The sequence below is a fragment of the Ruegeria sp. CDSB013 genome, from assembly GCF_059611165.1.
On sequence record NZ_JBXWPA010000011.1, the window covers coordinates 69,052 to 91,349 of the forward strand.

The following is a 22,298-nucleotide window of genomic DNA, read 5'->3' on the forward strand; positions in this document are numbered from 1 at the left end:
CTGAGAAATGAGCCGTATTGCAACCGGAATTTGTGCGGCCGTCGCCGTGGCCGCTGGCGGTTATTGGCTGTCGCTGTCAAATTCCAACCCCGCCTATCCGCTGATCAGCAGCGCCGAGGCGCAAGAGGCCGATCTGGACACCTCGACCATCGTCGAGATGACTCTGGGCGCCGAAGACGCACCAGTCGAGATCATCGAATATGCGTCCTATACCTGCCCGCATTGTGCGAATTTCCACTCGGGAGCGTACAAGCAGCTCAAGAAGGATTTCATCGACACAGGTAAGGTGAAGTTCATCTATCGCGAGGTCTACTTTGACCGCTATGGCCTGTGGGCGTCGATGGTTGCACGCTGCGGCGGGCCCGAAAAGTTCTTTGGCATTTCCGACCTGATCTATGAAGGTCAGTCCGAGTGGACCAAAGCCGGTGGTCCCGCTGAAATCGTGGACGAGCTGCGCAAAATCGGGCGTCTGGCTGGTATCGACAATGATCAGCTTGAAGCCTGCCTGCAGGACGGCACCCGGGCGCAGACGCTGGTCGCATGGTATCAGGAAAACGCCGAGCGCGACGGTATTCAGGCGACCCCGTCCTTCATCGTGAATGGCAAGCCGGTCGAGAATCAGTCCTATGACGGCTTCAAAAAGCTGATCGAAGACGAACTGGGCAGCTAATTGCTTTTACGACCGGCTCAATCCGGGCCGGTCGTCCTTCAGGGCGACGGGGCGATCTGCAAAAGCATCTGCCTGATCTTGTCCGCCTCATCGACCTTCAGACGAACCGGAAGCGTGATGACCTTGCTGCGAAACGCTGCGGGTAGGCGAACGGCGTCTTTTTCCGTGGTGACCATTTGCGCGCGCAACAAGCGGGCTTCGTTTTCAAGACGGGTCATCAGAGCGGGTGTCAGCGGCTGGTGGTCATCCAGCGCTTCGGCCCGCAGCAAGGTCGCGCCTTGCTGGCGCAAAGTGGCAAAGAACTTCTCGGGGTGTCCGATGCCTGCAAAGGCAAGAACAGGCGTATCGCTCCAATCCATGCCGGTTTGCAGCGGCTCAACCGCGCCGGTCGCATGTGGGACGGACAGTTTTTTCCCCCAGCGTTCGGCAAACTCGATTTGGGCATCAGCTTCGCCAAGGGACAGCACCAGATCAGCGCGCCGTAATCCGACTTCCACCGGTTCCCTCAGCGGGCCAGCCGGTAAGCACAGTCCATTTCCAAATCCTCGCGATGCGTCCACCACAATGACCGAGAAATCCTTCGCCACCGAGGGGTTTTGAAACCCGTCGTCAAGCACGATGACTGTGGCACCCGCCGCGGCGGCTGCTTTTGCGCCAGCGGCGCGGTCTTTGGCGACCCAGACATCGGCAAAAGCCGCCAGCAACAGGGGCTCATCCCCGACCTGCGCCGCGGTATGCTTGCCGGGGTCCACCCGCACCGGCCCTTCGAGCGAGCCGCCGTGGCCGCGCGTGACCACATGTGTCTCATGCCAGGCATCGCGCAATTGCTCGATCATCCAGATCACAGTCGGGGTCTTGCCGGTGCCACCCGCGTTCAGGTTGCCAATGCAAATGACAGGAACACCCGGGTTAATACCAGTTTCCGAGGCGACCCGACGCGCCGTAGCGCCAGCATAGAGCCGCCCAAGCGGTGCCAGTAGCCGTGCGCGCAGGTCCAGCCGATCTGGCGCGGTATTCCAGAAATCAGGTGCTCGCATCGTCTGCACTCCGCTGGTCCAGGTAGTCCTGAATCATGTCGATCAAGTGATCCGCCTGCGGCGCACCCTCGGTAACGATCTGCCACCCGGCCAGCGCCATATTGGCGGCCTGATCCGGTGCCAACAATTCCACCACTGCATCGCCCAGTTCGGTGGCGGACCTGACCGTGCGCGCGGCCCCGGCCCGGTCAAGCTGATCGTAAAGCTGTTGTTGGCTGTGCACAAACGGGCCGTGGATCACAGCTGATCCCAGCGCCGTGGCGATCAGCGGATCCGCGCCCCCGGCGCCGCGTTCCAGAGAGCTGCCCATGAAGGTAACGGGCGATACCCGCTGCCAAAGACCCAGATCCTCAGGCACGGCGGAGAGGATCACCTGAGTCATATCCTCGATCGTCCCGCTTTCATCCCAGTTGGTACAGCGCAGATCCATCGCTTCAAGCCGCCGGTGCAGCGGCCCGGCTTCTGTAATGTCGGCCACTTGCAACACCAATGCCAAACGCGGCAGCATGCGCATTGCCTGTCTATGGGCACTGAGGACCGAGATGAATTCTTTGTCCTGGACCCACGCCGCTAACCAGACCGGTCGGCCAGACAGCGCATGGTTCACTTCGATCAGCTCGTCCTCGGGCCATGAGCGCGGGTTTGGGCTGACATGTAGGGGCGGTGCCTCTTGCACCTTGTTCGAAGCGATGCCCAATCGCCGAATTTGGCGGACGATTTCCGGTGTCGTACACAGGATCGTCTGAAAACAGTCAATCGTGTATCTTGTGATATCGGGCAGCCAACGGCCGCCGCGCGCGACTTTCACGTCCGCCTGTGCTTCGATCAGCATCATGGGAATCCCACGTTCCTCGGCGCGTGTGATCAGGTTGGGCATCAGGCCGCCCCCGACCCAAATTCCGATATCCGGCTGCCAATGGTCTAGAAACGCGCGCGCCGCCCCGGTTTGTTCGGTGGGCAGGTTGACCAGAGGGTATCCGCTGCTGGCCCATCTTGATAGATCTGCATCGGGTGGCGCGGTCAGAACCACCGACAGATTGGGGCGCGTCTGCTGCAACCGCTGGTAAAAATCAACAATAGCGCGGTGACGTTCCCACGCATTTATGTGCAACCACAGAACCTCGCCCTCGGGGCGCGCAATATCGCCGTTGCTGGCGGTATTCTGCATACCCCAGGACAGCACGCGATAGGCGGCAAGGCTTAACGAGCGTGGCTTGCTCATGGTGCGATTCCAGGGCCTTCCGGTTCGAGTTGTTCCGACAGTAGCCTATAAACACCTGAACCCGCAGCGATCACACCGTTCAGACGCGGAATTGCATTGTTGAACCGCAGGGGCAGCCCCGCGCGGTCCGAACACCGGCCGAGGGCTTCGCGTATAATCAGATCACCGGCGGCGATGTCCCATTCCCAACTGGGCCTGAGGGTCATCATCCCGTCAAACCGACCTTGTGCAACAAGGGCCATGCGATAGGCCAGAGATGGCCGGTAGTTCCGTTTGAACTCGGGTACCTGCCCCTGACGCCAGTGTTGCGGCTGCATGTTGGGTTTCGCGGCCAACACCTCGGCGCTTTCCAACACACTGAGTTCGCTGACCCGGATCTTTTCGGCATTGAGCGTAGCGCCCTGACCTTTTGCTGCGGCATATAGCAGGTTTCGCAAGGGCAGGTAGATCACAGCGGCCGTCACTTCGCCCTGTTCGGCGATGCCCAATGAATGGGCCCAGGTCCGCGAGCCTTCGGCAAAGCCGCGGGTGCCGTCGATGGGATCAATGATGAAAACACGGTCTTTCGACAGCCTGTCAGCTGAATCCTCAGTCTCTTCGCTCAACCAGCCATACCCCGGGCGCGCTGCGGGCAGCATTTGCTCAAGCATCGCGTTCACGGCAAGATCAGCCTCGGTCACCGGGCCGGCCCCGTCGGGTTTATCCCAGCGTTGCGCCGTTGTCCCCGAAAACCGAGTGGCGATCTTTCCGGCCTCTAATGCGGCGTCAATCAGCAGTTGCAGGTCAGGTGCCGGCAAGTGTCATTCCTTCGATCAGGATCGATGGCACCACGCGGGACAAGTACGTACGTGCGTCATTTGCCGGAATAATCCGTTTCAGCATGTCACGCAGATTGCCAGCGATCGTGCATTCGTTGACGGGATGGGTGATTTCCCCGTTTTCGACCCAAAAGCCTGATGCCCCACGTGAGTAGTCGCCGGTATTGGGGTTGATCGTCGATCCGATCATAGAGGTCACCAACAGGCCGGTTCCCATGTCACGCAGCAGATCGTCCCGGCTGTGCGTGCCTTGGGTCAGGCTCAGGTTCCAGTTGCTGGGCGACGGGGGGCCGGACACGCCACGCGCCGCATTCCCGGTCGAGGTCATGCCCAGTTTTCGTGCGCTGGCCAAATCCAGAGTCCACCCGGTCAGTACTCCGTTTTCAACAACGGCCCTTCGCTGTGTTGGCAAACCTTCGGCGTCAAAGGGGCGAGAGCCCGAGATACGCGGGCGATGCGGGTCTTCGATCAGTGACAGGTGTTCAGGCAGGACCTGCTCTCCCAGGTTGTCCTTCAGCCATGACGCACCACGGGCAATGGCGGCGCCGTTGCTGGCGGCCAAAAGATGACCGATCAGCGAAGACGAAATCCGCTCGTCGAACAGGACAGGGAATGTGCCTGTCGCGGGTTTTTGTGCCCCAATCAGCGCAACGGCGCGTTCACCTGCCGAGCGGCCAATCTCATCAGGGCTGCGCAGGTCACTCTGGAATGTGCGGCTGTCGCCGTCGTAGTCGCGTTCCATCCCTGTGCCTTGGCCCGAGATAGCAACGCAAGAGGTCGAGCGGCTGCTGCGGGAATACCCGCCGGAAAAGCCATTTGTGGCAGCCAGATGCACGCGGTGGGTGCCATAAGCGGCCGCGGCGTCTGATACTTGGGACACGCCTTCTATGGCCAAAGCGGCAGCTTCGGCAGCCAGTGCATCCTGCAAAAGCGTATCCGCCGATGGTTCCGGCGTCGGGTCGAATTGTTCCAGCGCCGCGATATCCCAGTCTTTTGCAAGCTGGTCGGGCGTGGCCAACCCTGTAAAAGGATCTTCCGGAGCTTCGTTTGCCATGGCCACTGCACGTTGCGCCATCGCCGTCAGCGTTTCGGGGCGACTGTCCGAACTTGAGACGATCGCCTGCCGCTTGCCTAGAAACACACGCAGTCCCAGGTCGGTGCCTTCGGACCGTTCGGCGTGCTCCAGCGCGCCACCGCGGACTTCAACCGATACCGATGAGCCATCCAGAACGATGGCATCCGCCGCTTCGGCCCCGGCTTTGCGGGCCGCGTCCAGCAGGTTATGGCTGATTTCTTCTGGTGTGCGGGTCATGAGGCCTCCGGTCTGTGTGCATTCGACCTAGCCTTGGACCGCCGGTCTCGCAAGGCCTGCGGCTATTTTAGGTTGAGCAAACTATTGAAATGGAATTCGGCACGATGCGCCCAGTGCCGGAGTTCGCACCACGGCGAAGGATTGGGAAGGCAGCGGTGCCGCCTTCCCGAAGTGTTACTTGATACGCTGGCCGTTCGCCAGAATCTGACCGTCCGCAGTGAATTCGATTTCCGAATTCAGCGTGTCGGGCTCGTCACCCGGTACGGCCATCAGACCCATCATCATCCGCGCGCCCATTGCATCGCTGTCCGACACCAGCCCCATCTCGATCAACTTGTCGATCAGGGCATTGGCACCATTCAGTTTCAGCTTGGCAACGCCGGTCGGCGTGGGCATTCCGTCGAACTCTGAGACGTTGGAGTTGTCGAAGGTGAAATCGCCTTCACCTGTCAGCTTGGCTCCGACCAGAGACACCAGCAGTTCGTTGATCTTCAGCGAGTGCAACTCGCCCGGTGCGGCGTCGGATGTATCCAGGTTTTCGACCGCGGTGGGATCAAAGATGTTCAACAGAACCTTGGCGGTTCCGGTGGTGTCCAGCGCAATCGTTGCCGGGTCGCGCGGCAGGGCGCCTGCTGGGTCGAACATACTCCACAGGATATCCGACATGGTGAAGTCGGTCAGGTTCATGGCGAACCCAAAAGGTTGGATTTCCTCGGATTTCTGCACCGGGATTTCAAACTTGAACCCGGCATTCTCCATCGCGATTTCGATCGGGAAGGGCAGGTCGGCCGTCGTCACTGCGACTTTCGCGCTGTTCTGCTCGATGTCATAGGCAAGACGCTCTGCGTCGATGCTGGCGCCAAATTTGCCACCCTGAGACTCGCTTCCGACCGAGAATGCCTCGCCTTCGCTGGTGCCTGCAATCGCGTTCTGGCCGGATCCGTAGGTGAACAGCCCCGAGAACGAGAAGCCCGCCTTATAGAAGGCCTGCGGGTCCGAGATGTCGAATTCGGATGGGATAACGTTTGTGCCCTCAAACGCCAGCTGGCTCATCGAGCCGTCAACCCTAGCCGTGTCGCCGCTGTCCGGGTCCTGGAACGCCATATCATAGGTCATCCCACCCGCGGTGAATTTCTGATCAATGTCACGGTTTTCGCCGATTTTCATGACCGAGCTGCCAGCCAGATCTGTCATGTTTAAGCTGAGCGCGAGCGCATCAGCGGGCATCTTTTCGCCGTCCACATTCAGACCATCCAGCTTGATACCTATCGTGTCGGCCGAATAGTCGTAGGTCATTTCGTCGGGCGAGCCTGAAACGACCAGGTTCATTCCGGTCTCAGAATAGTTGATATCGACCGAGAATTCCTCGCCATCTCCCTGGCCGGACACGGTCATCACATAGGTGTCAGGGAAATCGATGCTGACCGTGCCGTCGCCGTTTTCCGTCAGGCTCATTTCCGGCACGACCATCTGGAAGGTTGCATCCTCTTCCGGCAGGTCCATCGAAACAGCCATGTCGGCAATCGTCGTTACATTGCCTGCAACGGATTCGTCGCCCGAAACGGTGTACCCCATCTGACCCAGATAGGTTTTCCAATCATTCCAGACATCCTGCGAGGTCAGGTCGGCAAGTGCGCCTTGTGTGATAACGGCATATGCCAAAACAGCACCGCAACTGCGGCGAAGGAAAACGGACATTACAGTACCCTTCTAGATAATTTTGCCGGCATCGTCGTGCTTGTGACGTCGGGCGTCAAGGGGCAAGGGCTGGACCCTTTCCCCCTTCGCGCGGTAAGCATTCACACAAATTCAAACCGTTGGAGGTATAGGAACCAAATGCAGGGGAAAACCGTACTGATAACCGGGGCCAGCCGGGGCATCGGAGCAGAGGCAGGGCGCGTTTTTGCCGCAGCAGGTGCGAACGTGGCGCTGCTCGCGCGTAGCCGCGATCAGATCGCCGCATTGGCAACTGCGCTGGGCGAAAACGCAATCGCACTGGAATGTGACGTCAGTGATTTTGCGCAGGTCGAACAGGCCGTGGCAGATTGCGTCGACCGCTTTGGCGGTTTGGATGTTCTTATCGGGAACGCCGGCGTCATTGATCCGATCTTTCATCTTTCGAACGCGGATGTTGCGGCCTGGGACAAGGCGATCGACATAAACCTCAAGGGTGTGTTCTACGGAATGCGCGCTGCCCTGCCCATCATGCGCGCGGCCGGTGGAGGCACCGTGCTGACCGTATCATCAGGCGCGGCCTCGAACCCGGTTGAGGCATGGAGCCACTATTGTGCCTCCAAGGCCGGTGCAAAAATGCTGACGGAATGCCTCCATCTTGAGGAATCGTTGCACGGTATCCGCGCCATGGGTCTGTCGCCGGGGACCGTGGCGACGGATATGCAACGGGTCATCAAGACAAGCGGTATCAACGCCGTCAGCCAGTTGGACTGGAGCGATCATATCCCTGCCGACTGGCCAGCGAAGGCGCTGCTGTGGATGTGCACGTCCGATGCGGATGAATTTTTGGGGACCGAAATCTCCTTGCGGCGCGAAGATATTCGACAAAGGGTTGGGCTGACGTGATCGAACTGAACAAAGAAGACGGGTTGTGGATCGTCACTCTGAACAATCCCGGCAAAGCCAACGCGCTGACCGGGGCGATGCTGACTGAGCTGGCCGAAATTGCCGAAGCCGCCACCGAGGCACGCGCGTTGATCCTGACCGGAGCGGGCAGCGTGTTCAGCGCCGGGGCCGATCTGGACGAGGCGCGCGCCGGGCTTGCAACTTCGGACGTATGGGAGCGTTTGTCGGGTGCGATCGCTGCCCTGCCATGCCTGACGGTCGCCGCGTTGAATGGAACCCTGGCTGGGGGAGCGAACGGTATGGTGCTGGCCTGCGATATTCGAGTTGCGGTCCCGTCCGCCAAGTTTTTCTATCCTGTGATGAAGCTGGGCTTTCTGCCGCAACCGTCCGATCCTGTGCGCATGTCGGCGCTGATAGGGCCGTCACGCACCAAGTTGGTCCTGATGGCCGGGCAAAAGATCACCGCGGATGAGGCCTATGCCTTTGGCCTGGTGGATCGGGTGGTGGCACCGGATGACCTTATGCAAACTGCGCGCGAGCTGGTCGCTGACAGCGTCGCCGCCGATCCAAGGATCGCGGCAGGAATCGCCGGGCTGTGCGCATGAGGCTCTCTGGTTTGCGACTGCGCGTCGCTGATCCCGAAAAGTTGAGTGATTTCTATTCGAACGTCCTTGGTATGTCAGTTCGGGACCAGGGTGTGTGCCTGCGCATGGGTTATCCCGGGCAAGACGCCGATTTGTTGCTGATGCCCGGCGGCGGGGGCTACACCCATGACACAGGACAACGCTATTGGAAGATCGGCATCACCGTTCCGGATGTCGATCTGGCGGCCGCCTTCCTGCGCGAAAAGGGAATTGAGGTTTCGGACCCGAAACAGTTTCTGAACATCGGGTACATGTGTCACCTCAAAGACCCCGAAGGGTTCGCGATCGAGCTGCTTCAGCATGATTTCGAAGGCAACCGGCCGCTAAACGCAGCAGATCCGAGCGATCCGTTTGCGCAGGCTTGTATCGGCCAGATCACCCTGCGAACCGGAAATATAGCAGCAGAGGATGCATTTTGCCGCGCCAACGGTATGCGTTTGCTTTCGGTGCAAGACATTGATCAATACGGATTTGATCTGCATTTTTACGCGTTTACGGACGATGTTCCGCCACACGCTGACTTGTGGGCAGTGGAAAATCGCGAATGGCTGTGGAAACGCCCCTACACAACGTTGGAGTTCCAACACGTCAAAGGCGTCAGGTTTGCCAATGTGCCCGATTATCGCGGGTTGGAGTTTCGGGGGCTTGCCGCGCCGACGCGGGACGCCTTTGGCGACCCGGTTAATCCCGGCTGATCAACGCCCGCGCCGCTTGCCCGGAACTTTCGAGCGAAAGCCGGGCGGGCGTTTGCGAACCCAATTCAGGAATTTCTCCAGCCTCGGATGGGCGCGCAGAGCCTCGACGCTGTTGAATTCACGGGCCAATTCCGCCTCGGTCAGGGTCGCATGCACCTCTTTATGGCAGATCTGGTGCAGCAGGACGGTGGGTCCGCCCTTGCCCCCTTTGAGTTTTGGGATCAGATGGTGCAGGCTTCCGCCCCCGTCCGGGATCGGGCGGTTGCAGAGCGGGCAGATCGGATCGCTGTTCGTCATGACGAGGGTAGGGTTGCGTCAGGTGGCGCGAAAGGCAAGAGGGCAGGGATGGCACTGGCACTGGTGATCGGCGGCGGACCCGCAGGCCTGATGGCGGCCGAGGAACTGGCCAAAGCCGGGCATTCCGTTGTGGTGGCCGAGGCCAAGCCATCGGTGGCGCGTAAATTCCTGATGGCCGGGAAGTCCGGGTTGAACCTGACCAAGGACGAACAGTTTGAGATTTTGCTGAGGTCCTATGGTGAGGCCGCGACCTGGTTGCGACCAATGATTGCCGAATTCGATGCGTCGGACGTGCAAACATGGGCGCAAGGGTTGGGGCAAGAGCTGTTCACAGGCTCGACCGGGCGGGTGTTTCCGACATCGATGAAGGCCTCTCCGCTGTTGCGGGCGTGGCTGGCACGGCTGGCAGAGGCTGGCGTTCAGGTCAGAACACGCTGGCGGTGGGTTGGTTGGGACGGTGCCCAAGCCGTATTCGACACGGCTGATGGCAGGCAGAAGCTATTCCCCGATGTGACCGTTCTTGCGCTGGGCGGGGCAAGCTGGTCGCGGTTGGGATCAGACGGAGCATGGGCATCGGTGCTGACGGGTAAAGGCGTGCCCCTCACACCTTTCGCACCCGCAAACTCAGCCATTTCCGTGGAATGGAGCCCCCATATGCAGCCGCATTTTGGCGCGGCTTTGAAATCGGTGCGATGGAGGGCCGGAGAGTTGGAAAGTCGCGGCGAGGCTGCGGTTTCGGCGAAAGGGTTGGAAGGGGGTGGATTGTACTCACTGACCCCGGCCTTGCGTGACAGAGCACCGCTTTTTGTCGATTTGGTTCCGGATTTGGATGCCGATACGTTGCGTAGTCGTTTTGTGTCAAAAAAATCGAAAACGACCTTTTCGCAGTGGCTGAAGAAATCTCTGCACCTGTCTCCGCAAAAGGTCGCCCTGTTTCATGAAATGTCCAAGCGCGATGGCCAGATTCCATCGCTAGACGTAAGCGTGATCAAGCATCTGCAGATCAGACACTCGGGCCTGCGCCCGATGGACGAGGCCATCTCCACAGCAGGAGGTGTGCCACGTGCGGCGCTTAATGAGGAGCTCATGCTGACTGCATGTCCCGGAGTGTTTTGCGCGGGCGAGATGCTGGATTGGGAGGCCCCGACCGGGGGGTACCTTCTGACAGCCTGCCTGGCGACCGGCCGTTGGGCTGGGCGTTCGGCGGCACATTGGTTGGATCAAAGCGGTTAGCGGGTTCGCGCCAGCATCGCCAGACGGATCATGGCACGTTCGACCAATGCCATGGCCGGTGCCGTTTGCCCGGCCGAGCGCAGCGACAGGTCCGTATCTGTCAGAACTGTCAACGCAGTTTGCAACTTTGGCGCACCCCACCCTTGGGCCTGACGCAGAATGCGGTCGCGCCGTTTCCCATAAACCGGGGGGCGCAGTTTTCCGATGCCCTGTGCTGCTCCGCCCGGATCGGATGCGCATGCATACAAAGTGCGGAAGTGCCTTGTCGCGCCGATGCACAGGCTGACCGCATTGGTTCCCTGTGATTGCAAACGTCGGATCAGCGGGCCGATTTCACCCGCGCGACCATCGGCAACCACGTTCAGCACATCGTCCAGTGCGGCCTCGGTCGAGCGGGGCGCGCAGGCTTCAACGTCTTCAATGGTCAGCTCGGAACTGTCACCGCGCTTGTAAAGCGACAGTTTCTCAATCGTTTGGGCAAAGTCACCGGGGCTAATACCGGTTGCCAACTCAGCAATCGCGGCCATCGAATCGCGTGGGATGTTCTGCAAACCGGCCGCCGCCAGAACGCGTTCGACTTCGGCCCGCGACGGCGGGTCGTCATAGATGCCCACCGCATAAGCCGAGCGATGCGCTTCGAACGCCTTGCGGATTTTGGAACTGGCCTTGAGCTGCCCGGCGGTGACGATGATTTGGGCATCGCCAGCTACCCAATCTTCCAGCGCGGCAAGGATTGCGGGGGCGGCCGTGTCGGTTGTGTCTTCGACGAATACAGCGCGCGGCCCGGGAAAAAACCCGACTGCCTTGATCGCATCCAGCAACAAGGCCGGATCGCCACGCAGATCACTTCCGGGCAGGCGGGTCAACCGCATCTCTTCTTCGGCGTTTGCCCCCAGCAGGGCCGCCAGAACTTGTTGCCGCTTTAGCGCTACGCGCATCGCATCCGCGCCGTAGATCAACAATCCGGTTTTGTCCGCGTCGGGTCTCGAGAAATACCCCTCGGCCTCGCGCGGGCTCAGCTTCATGCGGACAGGCCCGGCGTGGCGTAGAGCCGACTGATGATCTGATCGGACAGAATTACCATCAGGCGCTGCGTTGCATCCCGCTCATCAGCCAGTGTCGACACAGTAGACCCGGCGGCCGAATATCCCACGAAATCCGTCACCGAACCCGAGGCGAGAACTTGCCCTGTCGCATTCGATCTAAGCGAATAGTTGGCAGTCCCGTTGATGATAAGACGGTTGGTTTCGTTTGTTGAGGTAATCGATGCCGCCACCGTCTGGGTCACGACGGACACATCCAGGCTGTATTCACTGCCGGATGTCGCACTACGGCCAAGTTTCTGCTCCAAATCTTCGACAAGTAGAAAGCTGGTGACTGTGTTTGGAGCAGACACTTCTACGCGACCAAAAAGGGCCGAACCCGATCCGCCCGGGGCGTACACAGGTTCGAAACCGCAGGCGGCAAGGGCCAGCGGCATCAGCAAAAAGGTTCTGCGGTTAAACGACGACATTCACAATCCGGCCCGGTACAACGATTACTTTCTTGGGTGTGGCGCCATCCAGCGCCTTTTGCACAGCTTCGGTGCTCAGCGCGACTTTTTCAACCTCGTCCTTGGGCATATCTTTGGCCACGCTGATTTCCGCGCGGCGCTTGCCGTTGATCTGGATCGGCAGGGTGACGGTGTCGTCCACCAGCATAGCTGCATCCGCAACCGGCCATGATGCCGTGGCAACCAGCCCTTCGCCACCCAGCAGCTGCCAAAGCTCCTCGGACAGGTGCGGGGTCATCGGCGACATCAGCTGTGCCAGCGTTTTGGCGGCCTCGCGTTTGGCTGCGGTGCCCGCCTTGGATTTGGCCAGGGTGTTGGTGAAAGCATAAAGCTTGGCGATGGAGGCGTTGAAGCCGAAAGATTCGACTCCGCCTGTGACGTCATAGATGGCTTTGTGCATCTCGCGCAGCAGGGTTTCATCCTCGGCATTGGCCGGAACATCCGATTCGGCGATTTCCGAGGCGATCCGATGCACACGGCTGAGGTGCTTGAACGCAGCCTCGGCCCCGGATGCGGTCCATTCCACATCCCGTTCAGGCGGCGAATCGGACAGGACGAACCAACGCGCAGTATCCGCGCCGAAGGCCGAGATTATGCTGACCGGGTCGACCACGTTTTTCTTGGATTTAGACATCTTGGCCGAAGGGATGATCTCAACCTCGGTGCCGTCGGCCAGTTTTCCGTCGGTCACATCTTCGGGCAGGTGATAAACCGGGCGACCGTTGGCATCACGGGTTTGATAAATCTCATGTGTCACCATGCCTTGCGTGAACAGCGCATTGAACGGCTCAATGGCTTTCTTCGGCAGGTGACCCGTGATGTTCATCGCCCGCGCGAAGAAGCGCGAATAGAGCAGGTGCAGAATCGCGTGCTCGATCCCGCCGATATACTGGTCGACATTCATCCAGTATTCGGCCTCGGCCAGATCGGTGGGCGTGTCAGCGCGTGGCGCGGTGAAACGGGCGAAATACCACGACGAATCGACGAACGTATCCATCGTGTCGGTTTCACGTTTGGCTGGCGCGCCGCAGGACGGGCAAGGGGTGTCACGCCAATTGGCATGGCGGTCCAGCGGGTTGCCGGGGATCGAGAAGTTGATGGGTTTGCCGTTGCCATCGTCATAGGGCAATTCGATCGGCAGATTCTCTTTCTTCTCGGGCACGGTGCCACATTTGTCGCAATGCACGACCGGAATCGGGCAACCCCAATAGCGTTGACGGCTGAGCCCCCAATCGCGCAGACGATATTTGGTGACGCCTTCACCCCAACCTGCTTTTTCCGCGAAATCGACGGTGGCGTTGATCGCCTCATCCCCCGTGGCCTCGGTCAGCCCTGCGAAATGGTCCACCCAAAGAACTTTTTCAGTTTTCGGCGGCACAAAGGCGATCTTGTCGACCGGTGTATCGTCATCCAGTGCAAAGAAGGTGTCGATGACCGGCAGGCCATACTTGCGGCAGAAATCAAGGTCGCGCTGGTCATGCGCAGGGCAGGCAAAGATCGCGCCGGTGCCGTAATCCATCAGGATGAAGTTCGCGATCCAGACCGGCAGCTCCCAATTCGGGTCCAGCGGGTGTTTGACGCGGATACCAGTGTCGTAGCCCAGCTTTTCAGCCGTCTCGATGGCTTCTTCCGTGGTGCCACCCTTGCGGCATTCGGCAACAAACTCAGCAACTTCGGGGTTTTCGGCCTCAAGCTGCTTGGCAATCGGGTGATCCGGCGAAATACCAACAAAAGACGCGCCCAACAGCGTATCGGGCCGAGTCGTATAGACAGTGATGGGCTCACCACCATCAGTGCGTTCGAAGCCGAACTGCAGGCCGCGCGACTTGCCGATCCAGTTTTCCTGCATCAGTCGCACTTTGGCAGGCCAGTTCTCTAGCGTATCAAGCGCATCCAGCAATTCTTCGGAATAGTCCGAGATTTTGAAGAACCACTGGGTCAGCTCGCGCCGTTCCACCAGAGCGCCCGAGCGCCAGCCGCGTCCATTTTCCACCTGCTCATTGGCCAGAACGGTCATGTCGACCGGGTCCCAGTTCACCACAGCGTTCTTTCGATAAACCAACCCGGCGTCGAGCATATCGAGGAACAGAGCCTGCTGCTGGCCATAATATTCGGGGTCACAGGTGGCGAATTCGCGGGACCAATCGATCGACAGGCCCAGCGGCATCATCTGCCCGCGCATGTCGGCGATGTTGCTGTATGTCCAGTCTTTCGGGTGGCCGCCAATAGCCATGGCGGCGTTTTCCGCAGGCATTCCAAAAGCATCCCAGCCCATCGGGTGCAGCACGTTGTGCCCCGTCGCCAGCTTGTGGCGCGCAATGACGTCGCCCATCGTATAGTTGCGCACATGCCCCATATGGATTCGCCCCGACGGGTAAGGGAACATCTCAAGCACGTAATATTTCGGCTTGTCTGCCGTGTGGTCGGCGGTGAAGATCCCGGCCTTGTCCCAGGCCTCTTGCCATTTTGCTTCGATTTCGGTGGCCGAGTAGCGCGACATTGTGCGGTCCTTCGTGAATGAAAACGCCGGGCGTGAACCCGGCGTGGTAATATTGTGATTTTCGGCGGGTGGCTAGAGTTTGTTGTCCGCAATGCGCAACTGGCGTGCGCGGTTTAGGATCGCATCCTCGACCGCCCGCGACGTCGCGGCGCTTACCGGAGCGCCCCCGCTGGTCTGCAGTGCCACCGAAAGCGACCGCGCCGCCAAGGCCGGGTCACTTATATGCACGGTCGCGCGATAAGAGCGTCCGCCACCAGGCGGCGTGCCGTAACCTGTTACGATCACGCCGGTAAATGGATCAACCTCCTGAATCGGGAGGAAATTCAGCACATCCAGCGAGGCAGCCCAAAGATACCGATTCACATTGACGATCTGTTCGGCATTCCCGCGGTTGAATACGTCCCAGATTGTTGTGCGCTCCGGATCGTTCAGTTCTCGTTCTTCTGTACGCGTGCTATCTGTATACAGCAATGCGGGATTCGGAGCCGCACTCTGATTCTGTCCGCAGGCCGACACGGCAGCAGTTATTATGATCAAACCGAAAATCGTCTGCAGGCGCATTGTCGACTGGTCCTGTTTCACTTGGTCTACTTTGTTAAGTGTTACTCCTAGACAAGGTCCAGTTCAGCAACAACCCTATTCTTGTTACACATGTCAGTGTGGACGGCAGTTTAGTCCCCAAATATCGACTGTGGCATCCTTGCACCAATTTGGGGCCAATGCACCCTTCACATTTAAGGCAAGCTTGCGCTTTGGGGGTAATCCGAGCGAAACGGTTCCCGTGCTGAGACATGTGCTGAGGCATATGTCGAGTAGAAAAACTTTTGAAACCGAGGGAAACAAGATGAAAAAAGTTCTCTTCGCATCGACCGCTCTGATTGCAACCGCAAGCGTTGCAGCGGCCGACGTTAAATTCAGCGGCTACGGTCGTTTTGGTATTGGCTACCTTGAAGACCGTACCGGTACTGTTGACAACTTCACCGTTGATCCGGCAACTGGCGCAGTTACTGCCGCTGGCACCGCGACCGTCGACACCGACAACACCATCCTGGTCTCGCGCTTCCGCCTGAACATCGACGGCACCGCAGAAACCGATGGCGGCGTTGAGTTCTCGGCTCGTGTTCGTCTGCAGGCTGACGAAAATGCCGGCAACGGCGAAGCCAACTCGGCTGGCCTGAACGGCGCACGTTTCTCGGTCATCTACGGTGGTCTGCGTGTTGACGCGGGCAACGTTGCGGGTTCGTTCGACAACCTGGCGAACTACTACGGTAACGAGCCTGGCCTGGAAAGCTTCATCGGCCAGTACTCGGGCGTTGACTACAGCTTCCTGGGTTACTCGTCGACCGGTTCGGGTGCGAACGCTGTGTTCTTCCAGTACGCAGTTGGCGACTTCGCTTTCGGCGCATCTTACGACCAGGCAACTGTTGCTCTGGACGGTGTTGCGCAGGACGCAGACCGCTGGGACGTTAGCGTAACCTACAACTTCAACAACATCACCGCAGCGCTGGCCTATGGTGAAACCAAGGCGAACGTGAACAGCAGCAGCGAAAAGCAGTCGCTGGCCGTTCTGACCCTGGGCGCAGAATTCGGTGACTTCTCGGGCACACTGTTTGTAGCTGACGATGACGTTGTAAACGATGCTCGCAACGGCACCGCATACGGTCTGTCGCTGGCCTACAACCTGGGCGCGGCAACCACTCTGACCGCCGCTTACGGTGACGGTTCGGCGGATGACGACCTGCAGCAGTATGGTATCGGCGTTAAGTACGACCTGGGCGGCGGCGCATCGCTGCGCGGTGGTCTGGGCCAACAGAAGCGTGGCGACGGCGACAGCCAAGTACGTGCTGACTTCGGTGCTCAGTTCAACTTCTAAGTTGATCTGAACCACAAAGTTTAAGGGCAGGTCTTTGGACCTGCCCTTTTCTTTTGCGCGGACTTGGTGTTTTTCTGCCCTCAAAGCAGAGAAAGGAATTCCATGTCGCTGCACGACATCACTGCCCGCATCGCCAAGGCCGAATCCGCCGCCGGACGACTTGCGGGATCGACAAAGCTGATCGCGGTTTCAAAGGTCCAGCCGAATGAACGTGTTGAGGCTGTGCTAAGCCAGGGCCACCGTTGTTTCGGGGAAAACCGCGTGCAGGAAGCGGCCGAAAAATGGCCGGGCTTTAAAGAGAAATTCTCAGAGATTGACCTGCATCTGATCGGACCGCTGCAAACCAACAAGGCCCGGCAGGCAATGGAGCTGTTTAACGCGATTCATTCGGTGGATCGGCCCAAGCTGGCGAAAACACTTGCGCGGTTGGCGCAAGAGCTTGGCCACTGCCCTGATGTTTTCATCCAGGTCAACACCGGAGAAGAAGAGCAGAAAGCGGGGATCATGCCGGTTGACGCAGATGCCTTCATCGCCGAGTGTCGCGGACTGGATTTGCCGGTTCAGGGTCTGATGGCAATCCCGCCGGTTGAAGAGGAACCCTCGCTGCATTTTGCGTTGCTGGCCAAGATCGCCGAACGCAACGGGTTACAGGGCTTGTCGATGGGGATGAGCGGTGATTTCGAGCAGGCGATTGCACTGGGCGCCACCCATGTGCGTGTGGGGTCCGCCATCTTTGGCGAGCGGGTCAAACCTGCGGGATAATCAGACGCGTTCCGGGGGAAATTCTACGCGCGATCCAATGCAGATGATCGCGGCGAAACGCAACGCAGCCTTCGGTTGGGTAGCCGGGGCGTCTCCACTGGTGAAGGAAAATGGCGGACCCGCGGCCCGGCACAGAGTTCGGCCAGTTCCAGTCTGTGATCATGACAAGATCGTACAGGGGGTCCGCGCGCCGCATCTTTTCATGGCTGGGCGCGTAGGGCGCGCTGACCATCTGGTTGTACTGACCGTCCGCGCTATCATCAGACCAAAGATCTCCGGGGCCTATTGGGATGGCCCATCCGGTCGGAGCTGTGAGCCTGTCCGGCCGAAACAGCATACCGACAATATGGTGTACCCCGATCGGCGTGGCCCCATCGCCTTCGCGCTTGTCATTTGTCAGACCGCCTTTTCCGACCGAACAGGGAAAGAGTCGACCGGCAAACCGGACACCGCGTGGCGTAAGCACCAGATCGTCCGGTGTCACAACAAATGGCCTGACTTCGCGGCTTTGGTCGCCAGATACCCTCGGTTATGGGCTGTTTCACCCACTTTCAGCGCCACTCTTTCAGTCACGGCGATGCCCGTCTTTTCCATCATCGCGATTTTCGCCGGGTTGTTTGTCAGCAACCGAACCGACGAAAATCCAAGTTCTTTCAGAATGTCCGAACCCAGTCGGAAATCACGTTCATCATCTTCGAATCCCAATCGGTGATTGGCCTCGACCGTGTCAAATCCCTGATCCTGTAGGAAATAGGCCCGCATCTTGTTGGCAAGGCCGATACCGCGCCCCTCCTGATTGAGATACAGCAATACGCCCGCGCCTTCGGACCCCATCTGGGCAAGCGCTCCACGCAGTTGGGGCCCGCAATCGCATTTCAAGCTGCCCATCAAGTCGCCCGTAAAACAAGCCGAATGCAAACGGGCCAGAACAGGTTTGCTGCGGTCCGGACGCCCGATTTCTACGGCATAGTGTTCTTCGCCGCCATCTTCGGGGCGGAAAACATGCAGACGACCGGCCTCGGACACTTCCATTGGCAGGCGCGCGGCGGCAATCGCGTGCAGGGCGCTTCGATCTGCCAGATGCGGCGCAGCGCGGGTATGGTCGATGCAGGTCAGGCCATGTGCCACCGCAAAATCGCGACCGTCATCAATTGGAACCACCACGGCGGCCGGCAAGAGGCGTGCGGACTTCGTCAAAGCGATGGCAATACGGTGCAGGTTGGCACTACCCTGACGCTCGGACATCAGGGGGCCTTTCATCGGGGTATTCAGATCATCCGAGGGGTCGGCGACCGCCTGAACCCATGCGATGTCGGTGTCTGATGGGATGATCACCCGTGCGAGGTCGCCATCATAGGCGCGTGCCTTCAGCGTTTCTGCGCGTCTTACGGTGATCGCGACCACAGGCTGACCTTCGAAGTTCCGAAGGTCGGCCAGCCGTTGTGCGCTTAATGTCTCAGACGCTATCGCTATGACGCTGAACCCGCTGTCATCAGTCAATACGACGGGAACGCCCATACGCAGATCCGCGCGGGCCCGTGCCAGCAATTCCGAGATATCGGGGATAAGACTCATCTATGTTACCCTGTAACGTGTTGGTCTTCGTCTAACCCGAACAGAAGAAAAAGTGAAACAATTCCTCTGCGTCAGACACGAGGGCGTGAGACCATTGCAGTAAATCTTGTTGATTGCATCTTCCGCACGCAAATGGTGGAAAAGGCTTAGGAGGACCGGACATGGCTCAACTCAAGAAAATCCTGCTGGTGGATGACGATGAAGATCTGCGCGAGGCGCTCAGCGAGCAACTCGTGATGACCGAGGATTTCGACGTGTTCGAAGCGGCGGATGGGCAATCCGCCATGGAGCGGGCGCGCGAGGCGATTTATGATCTGGTCATTCTGGACGTCGGTCTGCCGGATACGGACGGTCGTGAGCTGTGCCGTCTGATGCGCAAACAAGGCGTCAAAAGCCCGATCCTGATGCTGACCGGCCATGACAGCGACGCAGATACCATTCTGGGTTTGGATGCCGGTGCCAATGATTACGTCTCTAAGCCGTTCAAATTTCCGGTCTTGCTGGCCCGCATCCGCGCGCAGTTGCGCCAGCATGAACAATCCGAAGACGCGGTCTTTGTGTTGGGGCCGTATACCTTTAAGCCGGCGATGAAGATGTTGATCACCGAAGAGGATCGCAAGATCCGCCTGACCGAGAAAGAAACCAACATTCTCAAGTTCCTGTACCGCTCGGCAGATGGCGTCGTCGCCCGCGACGTCCTGCTGCACGAGGTCTGGGGCTATAATGCCGGTGTCACCACACATACGCTGGAAACCCACATCTATCGCCTGCGCCAAAAGATCGAACCCGATCCATCGAACGCGCGCCTTTTGGTCACAGAATCGGGTGGATATCGCTTGGTCTCGTAACTCCGGGTGGATTGACGTGGATCAAAGTGATACTCTGGATGTGTAATTAGAGTACTCCCAACCCGCGCATGTCCGGGTTATGACATGCACCTCCCTGTTGGACTGCCGGGCCTTATGGCCCGGCTTTTTTTGTTGGGAGGATTTAGGCTGCGGCCTATGAAGTAACAATGCCACAGTTTCGGAACTCGGTGATTTTGGACCAAAAGTTCTTGTTTTTTGAACTCAAGGCAAGACCAAAGTGAGTGGTCGTTACAGTATCAACCGAGTATGTACCTGCCTCACCTGATCTGGCTTTAACGCGATAACGTGTAGGCCCTACTACAGTGGTCTTTGACGTTGTTTGTGAAACGATACCATCGGCGTTTCGATAGGTGTAAGAACACTTTCCCGGAACACCAAAACAACTGTGTGGTTCGAACATCTCCCACTTTCCGTTCGCCCAAGTGCGCTGGGTCATCAAGCCTTCTTTGTCGTACTCGGTTGTCTTTACTCTGTTTTTGTTTCCAGATTTATCCTTTGTGGTGACGATGTATTTGCCAGATCGCTGCCCGTCGAAGGTGTTGACCCAAGTGTCGCCATTCGAATATTCCACAGTCCAACTGCAGCCGGTAGGCATGTCCCAGAAACGAACTTCTTTGGCAAAGACTGCATTTGCAGCGACAAATGACAGCAAGGCTGAGGTCGCAAACTGAATTAGATAAGTTCTGTTTTTCATAATATTATTCTCGTCAATAAGACGCCCGCGCAGTGGTTCAAGTCTCAACTGATCTCAAAAGCAAGGTCGGCATCAAGCCCAAATTACGTTTTTGCAGAAGCTCACCCCGGGCACACATTTCTCATGGCACCCCATCCCACACCACGCTAACCTCCGCCCAACCGCGACAGAGGAATCCCCCATGCCCTTTACTCTTGCTACCTGGAACATCAACTCGGTCCGCCTGCGCGAGCCTATCGTGCTGAAATTACTGCAGGAAGAAGCTCCCGATGTATTGTGTTTGCAGGAGTGCAAGTCGCCGGTTGAGAAGATCCCAACCGACGGATTTGCCGAACTGGGGTACACCCACATGGTTGCAAGGGGCCAGAAGGGGTATAACGGCGTCGCCATCCTGTCGCGCCTGCCGATGGAAGAAGTCGGTGACAAGGATTTTGCAGGTCTCGGCCACGCGCGCCACATCGCTGGGCGGTTGGAAAATGGTGTCACCATTCACAACTTCTATGTCCCGGCCGGTGGCGACATCCCAGACCGAGAAAAGAACGAGAAGTTTGGGCAGAAGCTCGACTACCTCACAGATATGCGCGACTGGTTCCATGCCGAAAAGCCCGAAAAGTCCATTCTGGTTGGCGATCTGAACATCGCCCCGCGCGAGGATGATGTCTGGTCGCATAAGCAACTTCTCAAGGTCGTCTCACACACGCCGATCGAGGTTGAGGCGCTGGCCGAAACACAAGATGCAGGCGGCTGGATTGACATCACCCGTCAGGACATCCCCGAAGGGCAGTTGTACAGTTGGTGGTCCTACCGCGCCCGTGATTGGGACGCAGCCGACAAGGGGCGACGTCTGGACCATGTCTGGGCCACGCAGGATATCTCGAACGCGGGGCACTCCAGCCGCGTTCTGCGCGATGCGCGCGGGTGGGAAAAACCCAGCGACCACGCACCGGTCTTTGCGACATTCGACCTTTGACCCTGCAACTCTCCCCTTGGTTTCTGCCCTTTGCAGTTGCATATAGGGGCCAAATTCGAACGAAAGAGTGAATGCCATGGACCTTCTGAACGCCGCAGCCGGACCCGATACCGCCGATCTGATCAAGGATGGATCCGAGGCCACCTTTATGGCCGATGTTGTCGAGGCCTCGCAGGAAATCCCTGTGATCGTGGATTTCTGGGCCCCATGGTGTGGTCCCTGCAAAACGCTTGGGCCGCTGTTGGAGGAAGCCGTGACCGCCGCCAAAGGGGCGGTGAAGATGGTTAAGATCAATGTGGATGAGGCACAGATGATCGCCTCGCAAATGCGCGTTCAGTCGATCCCGACCGTATACGCGTTCTACAAAGGTCAACCGGTCGACGGGTTTCAGGGTGCCGTTCCAGGGTCCGAGATCAAGGCGTTTGTGGACCGAGTGATTGAGGCCGCCGGTGGTGAAAGCCCAGGGGGTCAGTTGGATGACGCTGTTCTGGCTGCCGAAGAAATGCTGGCCGATGGCGCAGCTGTGGATGCCGCGCAGACCTTTTCCGCCATTCTGGGGGAAGATCCAAACCACGCCGCCGCTTATGGCGGTCTGGTGCGTGCCCATATTGCCGCGGGCGATTTGGAGCAGGCCGAGGCCATTCTGAACGGCGCACCCGCAGAGATTTCAACCTCGGCCGAGGTTGAAGCAGCCCATGCCCAACTTGAGCTGGCGAAACAAGCGGCCGATGCAGGCCCGGTGGGTGAGCTGAAGGCGGCGGTCGAGGCGGATGCCGACAATCATCAGGCGCGGTTCGATCTTGCGCAGGCGCTGCACGCCAATGGCGAGGTAGAAGAAGCGGTCGCGCAATTGCTGGAACTGTTCCGCCGCGACCGCGAGTGGAATGATGGCGCGGCAAAGGCACAACTGTTTACCATTTTCGACGCGCTGAAGGCCAATGATCCGATTGCTCTGAACGGGCGGCGCAAGCTCAGCTCGATGATATTTGCCTAAT

23 protein-coding genes are annotated in these 22,298 nt (G+C 58.8%); 10 read left to right on the forward strand and 13 right to left on the reverse strand.

Features of this window, described 5'->3' with window-relative positions:
* Positions 1-7: 7 nt before the first annotated feature.
* Positions 8-670, forward strand: coding sequence for a DsbA family protein (locus AC2FJF_RS17725; RefSeq protein WP_108861100.1), 663 nt, complete (start codon positions 8-10; stop codon positions 668-670).
* A gap of 38 nt (positions 671-708) precedes the next feature.
* Here the strand turns inward: AC2FJF_RS17725 and lpxK are convergent, their stop codons facing one another.
* From lpxK to AC2FJF_RS17750, 5 genes are all read right to left on the reverse strand, one after another.
* Positions 709-1,707 carry a tetraacyldisaccharide 4'-kinase gene (lpxK, locus tag AC2FJF_RS17730; RefSeq protein ID WP_496726550.1) on the reverse strand — a complete coding sequence of 333 codons (999 nt, stop codon included), beginning with the start codon at positions 1,705-1,707 and terminating at the stop codon, positions 709-711.
* Entirely contained in the window at positions 1,694-2,929 is a 1,236-nt protein-coding gene (locus tag AC2FJF_RS17735; RefSeq protein ID WP_496726551.1) for a 3-deoxy-D-manno-octulosonic acid transferase, read from the reverse strand. The genes lpxK and AC2FJF_RS17735 overlap by 14 nt, the downstream gene beginning before the upstream one ends.
* Entirely contained in the window at positions 2,926-3,726 is an 801-nt protein-coding gene (locus AC2FJF_RS17740; RefSeq protein ID WP_496726552.1) for an inositol monophosphatase family protein, read from the reverse strand. The genes AC2FJF_RS17735 and AC2FJF_RS17740 overlap by 4 nt, the downstream gene beginning before the upstream one ends.
* On the reverse strand, positions 3,713-5,059 hold the full coding sequence (locus AC2FJF_RS17745; RefSeq protein WP_282120329.1) for a TldD/PmbA family protein: 1,347 nt from the start codon (positions 5,057-5,059) through the stop codon (positions 3,713-3,715). Before AC2FJF_RS17745 ends, AC2FJF_RS17740 begins: the two co-directional genes overlap by 14 nt.
* 174 nt (positions 5,060-5,233) lie before the next feature.
* Positions 5,234-6,757: a DUF2125 domain-containing protein gene (locus tag AC2FJF_RS17750; protein ID WP_496726553.1), complete on the reverse strand. Its 1,524-nt coding sequence runs from the start codon at positions 6,755-6,757 to the stop codon at positions 5,234-5,236.
* A gap of 138 nt (positions 6,758-6,895) precedes the next feature.
* On the opposite strand from AC2FJF_RS17750, the gene AC2FJF_RS17755 reads away from it, so the two are divergent.
* The 3 genes from AC2FJF_RS17755 to AC2FJF_RS17765 are packed head-to-tail and all read left to right on the forward strand — an operon-like array spanning position 6,896 to position 8,978.
* Positions 6,896-7,639: an SDR family oxidoreductase gene (locus tag AC2FJF_RS17755; protein WP_496726554.1), complete on the forward strand. Its 744-nt coding sequence runs from the start codon at positions 6,896-6,898 to the stop codon at positions 7,637-7,639.
* Entirely contained in the window at positions 7,636-8,244 is a 609-nt protein-coding gene (locus tag AC2FJF_RS17760; protein WP_496726555.1) for an enoyl-CoA hydratase/isomerase family protein, read from the forward strand. Before AC2FJF_RS17755 ends, AC2FJF_RS17760 begins: the two co-directional genes overlap by 4 nt.
* Positions 8,241-8,978 (forward strand): VOC family protein, encoded by a 738-nt coding sequence (locus AC2FJF_RS17765; RefSeq protein ID WP_496726556.1) that lies wholly within the window; start codon positions 8,241-8,243, stop codon positions 8,976-8,978. Before AC2FJF_RS17760 ends, AC2FJF_RS17765 begins: the two co-directional genes overlap by 4 nt.
* On the opposite strand, the gene AC2FJF_RS17770 is transcribed toward AC2FJF_RS17765, so the two are convergent.
* Positions 8,979-9,275, reverse strand: a complete 297-nt coding sequence (locus AC2FJF_RS17770) for a hypothetical protein (RefSeq protein WP_058272576.1) — start codon at positions 9,273-9,275, stop codon at positions 8,979-8,981. It lies immediately after the preceding gene.
* Between the two features lie 48 nt (positions 9,276-9,323).
* Here AC2FJF_RS17770 and AC2FJF_RS17775 point away from each other — a divergent pair, with 48 nt between their 5' ends.
* A complete protein-coding gene (locus AC2FJF_RS17775) occupies positions 9,324-10,508 on the forward strand; it encodes a TIGR03862 family flavoprotein (RefSeq protein ID WP_496726557.1) in 1,185 nt (394 codons plus the stop codon).
* Here AC2FJF_RS17775 and holA read toward each other — a convergent pair.
* The 4 genes from holA to AC2FJF_RS17795 all read right to left on the reverse strand — a co-directional run bounded on the left by holA (position 10,505) and on the right by AC2FJF_RS17795 (position 15,121).
* Positions 10,505-11,533, reverse strand: coding sequence for a DNA polymerase III subunit delta (gene holA, locus AC2FJF_RS17780; RefSeq protein ID WP_496726558.1), 1,029 nt, complete (start codon positions 11,531-11,533; stop codon positions 10,505-10,507). The two genes, AC2FJF_RS17775 and holA, sit on opposite strands and share 4 nt — an antisense overlap.
* Complete coding sequence (lptE, locus tag AC2FJF_RS17785; protein ID WP_496726559.1) at positions 11,530-12,021, reverse strand: LPS assembly lipoprotein LptE; 492 nt, start codon at positions 12,019-12,021, stop codon at positions 11,530-11,532. Before lptE ends, holA begins: the two co-directional genes overlap by 4 nt.
* The gene (leuS, locus tag AC2FJF_RS17790) at positions 12,008-14,560 is read right to left on the reverse strand and encodes a leucine--tRNA ligase (protein WP_496726560.1); all 2,553 of its coding nucleotides are present in this window, start codon (positions 14,558-14,560) and stop codon (positions 12,008-12,010) included. Before leuS ends, lptE begins: the two co-directional genes overlap by 14 nt.
* 72 nt (positions 14,561-14,632) lie before the next feature.
* Positions 14,633-15,121, reverse strand: a complete 489-nt coding sequence (locus AC2FJF_RS17795) for a DUF3576 domain-containing protein (RefSeq protein WP_496726561.1) — start codon at positions 15,119-15,121, stop codon at positions 14,633-14,635.
* A 283-nt stretch (positions 15,122-15,404) separates the two neighbouring features.
* On the opposite strand from AC2FJF_RS17795, the gene AC2FJF_RS17800 reads away from it, so the two are divergent.
* Complete coding sequence (locus tag AC2FJF_RS17800) at positions 15,405-16,433, forward strand: porin (RefSeq protein WP_496726562.1); 1,029 nt, start codon at positions 15,405-15,407, stop codon at positions 16,431-16,433.
* 102 nt (positions 16,434-16,535) lie between these two features.
* A complete protein-coding gene (locus tag AC2FJF_RS17805) occupies positions 16,536-17,195 on the forward strand; it encodes a YggS family pyridoxal phosphate-dependent enzyme (protein ID WP_496726563.1) in 660 nt (219 codons plus the stop codon).
* Here the strand turns inward: AC2FJF_RS17805 and AC2FJF_RS17810 are convergent.
* Both AC2FJF_RS17810 and ribA read right to left on the reverse strand, forming a co-directional pair.
* A complete protein-coding gene (locus tag AC2FJF_RS17810) occupies positions 17,179-17,679 on the reverse strand; it encodes a L,D-transpeptidase family protein (RefSeq protein ID WP_496726564.1) in 501 nt (166 codons plus the stop codon). The genes AC2FJF_RS17805 and AC2FJF_RS17810 overlap by 17 nt on opposite strands.
* The gene (gene ribA / locus AC2FJF_RS17815; RefSeq protein ID WP_496726566.1) at positions 17,676-18,770 is read right to left on the reverse strand and encodes a GTP cyclohydrolase II; all 1,095 of its coding nucleotides are present in this window, start codon (positions 18,768-18,770) and stop codon (positions 17,676-17,678) included. Before ribA ends, AC2FJF_RS17810 begins: the two co-directional genes overlap by 4 nt.
* A gap of 161 nt (positions 18,771-18,931) precedes the next feature.
* Here ribA and AC2FJF_RS17820 point away from each other — a divergent pair, with 161 nt between their 5' ends.
* Positions 18,932-19,618 carry a response regulator transcription factor gene (locus AC2FJF_RS17820; RefSeq protein WP_058272567.1) on the forward strand — a complete coding sequence of 229 codons (687 nt, stop codon included), beginning with the start codon at positions 18,932-18,934 and terminating at the stop codon, positions 19,616-19,618.
* Between the two features lie 154 nt (positions 19,619-19,772).
* Here the strand turns inward: AC2FJF_RS17820 and AC2FJF_RS17825 are convergent, their stop codons facing one another.
* On the reverse strand, positions 19,773-20,333 hold the full coding sequence (locus AC2FJF_RS17825; RefSeq protein WP_496726567.1) for a hypothetical protein: 561 nt from the start codon (positions 20,331-20,333) through the stop codon (positions 19,773-19,775).
* Between the two features lie 181 nt (positions 20,334-20,514).
* On the opposite strand from AC2FJF_RS17825, the gene AC2FJF_RS17830 reads away from it, so the two are divergent.
* Entirely contained in the window at positions 20,515-21,303 is a 789-nt protein-coding gene (locus AC2FJF_RS17830; protein ID WP_496726568.1) for an exodeoxyribonuclease III, read from the forward strand.
* 76 nt (positions 21,304-21,379) lie between these two features.
* The gene (trxA, locus tag AC2FJF_RS17835) at positions 21,380-22,297 is read left to right on the forward strand and encodes a thioredoxin (protein ID WP_496726569.1); all 918 of its coding nucleotides are present in this window, start codon (positions 21,380-21,382) and stop codon (positions 22,295-22,297) included.
* Position 22,298 lies beyond the last annotated feature (1 nt).

Bases quoted from the DNA above. Each gene is read 5' to 3' on its own strand.
- AC2FJF_RS17725 (WP_108861100.1), top strand. From the start codon at position 8: ATGAGCCGTATTGCAACCGGAATTTGTGCGGCCGTCGCCGTGGCCGCT.
- lpxK (WP_496726550.1), bottom strand. From the start codon at position 1,707: ATGCGAGCACCTGATTTCTGGAATACCGCGCCAGATCGGCTGGACCTG.
- AC2FJF_RS17735 (WP_496726551.1), bottom strand. From the start codon at position 2,929: ATGAGCAAGCCACGCTCGTTAAGCCTTGCCGCCTATCGCGTGCTGTCC.
- AC2FJF_RS17745 (WP_282120329.1), bottom strand. From the start codon at position 5,059: ATGACCCGCACACCAGAAGAAATCAGCCATAACCTGCTGGACGCGGCC.
- AC2FJF_RS17750 (WP_496726553.1), bottom strand. From the start codon at position 6,757: ATGTCCGTTTTCCTTCGCCGCAGTTGCGGTGCTGTTTTGGCATATGCC.
- AC2FJF_RS17755 (WP_496726554.1), top strand. From the start codon at position 6,896: ATGCAGGGGAAAACCGTACTGATAACCGGGGCCAGCCGGGGCATCGGA.
- AC2FJF_RS17765 (WP_496726556.1), top strand. From the start codon at position 8,241: ATGAGGCTCTCTGGTTTGCGACTGCGCGTCGCTGATCCCGAAAAGTTG.
- AC2FJF_RS17770 (WP_058272576.1), bottom strand. From the start codon at position 9,275: ATGACGAACAGCGATCCGATCTGCCCGCTCTGCAACCGCCCGATCCCG.
- AC2FJF_RS17775 (WP_496726557.1), top strand. From the start codon at position 9,324: ATGGCACTGGCACTGGTGATCGGCGGCGGACCCGCAGGCCTGATGGCG.
- holA (WP_496726558.1), bottom strand. From the start codon at position 11,533: ATGAAGCTGAGCCCGCGCGAGGCCGAGGGGTATTTCTCGAGACCCGAC.
- lptE (WP_496726559.1), bottom strand. From the start codon at position 12,021: ATGTCGTCGTTTAACCGCAGAACCTTTTTGCTGATGCCGCTGGCCCTT.
- leuS (WP_496726560.1), bottom strand. From the start codon at position 14,560: ATGTCGCGCTACTCGGCCACCGAAATCGAAGCAAAATGGCAAGAGGCC.
- AC2FJF_RS17795 (WP_496726561.1), bottom strand. From the start codon at position 15,121: ATGCGCCTGCAGACGATTTTCGGTTTGATCATAATAACTGCTGCCGTG.
- AC2FJF_RS17800 (WP_496726562.1), top strand. From the start codon at position 15,405: ATGAAAAAAGTTCTCTTCGCATCGACCGCTCTGATTGCAACCGCAAGC.
- AC2FJF_RS17805 (WP_496726563.1), top strand. From the start codon at position 16,536: ATGTCGCTGCACGACATCACTGCCCGCATCGCCAAGGCCGAATCCGCC.
- ribA (WP_496726566.1), bottom strand. From the start codon at position 18,770: ATGAGTCTTATCCCCGATATCTCGGAATTGCTGGCACGGGCCCGCGCG.
- AC2FJF_RS17820 (WP_058272567.1), top strand. From the start codon at position 18,932: ATGGCTCAACTCAAGAAAATCCTGCTGGTGGATGACGATGAAGATCTG.
- AC2FJF_RS17825 (WP_496726567.1), bottom strand. From the start codon at position 20,333: ATGAAAAACAGAACTTATCTAATTCAGTTTGCGACCTCAGCCTTGCTG.
- AC2FJF_RS17830 (WP_496726568.1), top strand. From the start codon at position 20,515: ATGCCCTTTACTCTTGCTACCTGGAACATCAACTCGGTCCGCCTGCGC.
- trxA (WP_496726569.1), top strand. From the start codon at position 21,380: ATGGACCTTCTGAACGCCGCAGCCGGACCCGATACCGCCGATCTGATC.